The sequence below is a fragment of the Arthrobacter sp. Y3223164 genome (assembly GCF_059091005.1).
The window spans coordinates 1-1,815 of record NZ_JBNHGF010000480.1; the positions used below are offsets into that span (position 1 = coordinate 1).

Here is a 1,815-nt window from a genome sequence, read left to right on the forward strand (position 1 = left end):
GTCGGCCACCGACCAGATCATGGACGCGATCGCCGACCTGACCGGCCAGGAACGCTCGAACAGCTACAACAAGACGCCGTCGGCTTGACCGGCCGGGATCTGGCGGAATTCGTCGACGCTCTTGCGGCACCGCCGGCAGCGTTGAAGATGGCGTTCAAGGGCCGGGCGGCGATCATCGGAGAGTTCGCCGTCCAGGTACTCCGCCAGCTCTCTTTCCGGGTGGAGCATTGCAGCGATCAGTGGGCTCCGGCGATGCGCGGCAGTTTCAGGCGCGGGCGCTCGGCGGGATCCCGGTGCGCCAGCTTTTCCCGGAGCATGGTCCGGCCACGGTGGATCCGCGAGCGGACGGTGCCCAGCTTGACGCCAAGGGCCGCGGAGACCTCGTCATAGGACAGCCCCTCCAGGTCGCAGAGCACCACCGCGGCGCGGAAGTCCGGCGGCAGCTCTTCCAGCGCGGCCTGGACATCGATATCCAGGTTGTTGAATTCGAAGCTGCGCTCGGGGCCGGGATCCTTGCCGGGCAGCCGGGCTTCGGCTTCGTCGCTCAGTCCATCGAACCGAATCCGGCTCTTGCGCCGGGCCTGGTCCAGGAAGAGGTTGGTGGTGATCCGGTGGAGCCAGCCGTCCAGCGTGCCGGGCTTGAAGTTGTCCAGTGACCGGAAGACGCGGACAAAGACTTCCTGGGTGAGGTCTTCGGCGTCGTACCGGTTTCCCGTGAGCCTGAAGGCCAAGCGGTAGACCTTGGCGGAGTGGTTGCTCACCACTTCTTCCCACGTCGGAGCGACCCACTGATCGTTGCCGGCCGCGGCGTTCGACGCGGCGTCCTGTAGCTTCGTCATTATCGTGCCCCTTCGTCGGACCGCCCGCGGCCGCCCACCTCCTGGGGGTCCGGGAATGCGGCTGCGTGCTGCCGGTCTGGCTTTCGGCGTCCCGGGTACCCATCTTGGCGCAAAAGACTGGGAGAATTCTGTAAACCGGCTGCACAAAGACCGCTAAGCCCGGTCCCCGTCTGACCCGGCCGGCGGCCGCGTGTCCCGTCCCCGGGGCACGCGCCTGATCCCGCCACCTGTGGCAGTAGGCTTGGCACTGCGGCCCTGCGCCGTTTTCCCGCAAAAGCTGAAGAGAAAGCGATGTTTCATGAGTGCCGACAAGCAGACGAGTTGGTCCTACACGGAGGGGCTCCCCGCCGAGGATGACGTCTTGCTTCGGGCCCGTGAGCGCTCCCATGAACTGGGCGTTGCCGCCGTCGGCAGGGGGGTCGGCGCGGCCCTGACCGTCCTCGCCGCGGGCACCAAGGCGCAGACGGTGGTGGAAATCGGTTCCGGCGCCGGTGTCTCCGGGGTCTGCCTCCTGCGCGGACTGCCGCCGGCCGCGGTGCTGACCACCATCGATGCGGACGTCGACCATCTGCGCGCGGCACGCCAGTCCTTCGTCGATGCCGGCATTCCGGGCAACCGCACCCGCACCATCTCCGGCCGCGCGGCCGACGTGCTGCCCCGGCTGACCGACAACGCCTACGACCTCGTCTTCGTCGATGCGGACAAGCCCTCGTATCCGCTGTACGTGGAGCAAGCGGTCCGGCTGCTCAAGCGCGGCGGCATGCTGATTGTCAACGACGCCCTGGATCACGACCGGGTCTCGGATCCGGCCATCCGCGAAGAATCCACCACCACGCTGCGCAAGGTCGGCAAGGCCATCCGGGAAAACGACCAACTGCTGTCCACCATCCTGCCGACCGGCGAGGGACTGCTGCTGGCCGTCAAACGCTGACCGACCCGCGGCGCCCTGCACCGGGCCGCCGGGCCACCCGCCGGC

At 68.0% G+C, this 1,815-nt stretch carries 3 protein-coding genes; 1 reads left to right on the forward strand and 2 read right to left on the reverse strand.

From position 1 onward, the window contains the following. Positions 1–63: 63 nt before the first annotated feature. Positions 64–228 carry an anti-sigma factor family protein gene (locus tag AC5RUJ_RS15610; protein ID WP_494156171.1) on the reverse strand — a complete coding sequence of 55 codons (165 nt, stop codon included), beginning with the start codon at positions 226–228 and terminating at the stop codon, positions 64–66. A gap of 8 nt (positions 229–236) precedes the next feature. Continuing rightward, the gene (gene sigE / locus AC5RUJ_RS15615; RefSeq protein ID WP_494000289.1) at positions 237–839 is read right to left on the reverse strand and encodes an RNA polymerase sigma factor SigE; all 603 of its coding nucleotides are present in this window, start codon (positions 837–839) and stop codon (positions 237–239) included. A gap of 298 nt (positions 840–1,137) precedes the next feature. On the opposite strand from sigE, the gene AC5RUJ_RS15620 reads away from it, so the two are divergent. After that, on the forward strand, positions 1,138–1,770 hold the full coding sequence (locus AC5RUJ_RS15620) for an O-methyltransferase (RefSeq protein WP_494000290.1): 633 nt from the start codon (positions 1,138–1,140) through the stop codon (positions 1,768–1,770). Positions 1,771–1,815 lie beyond the last annotated feature (45 nt).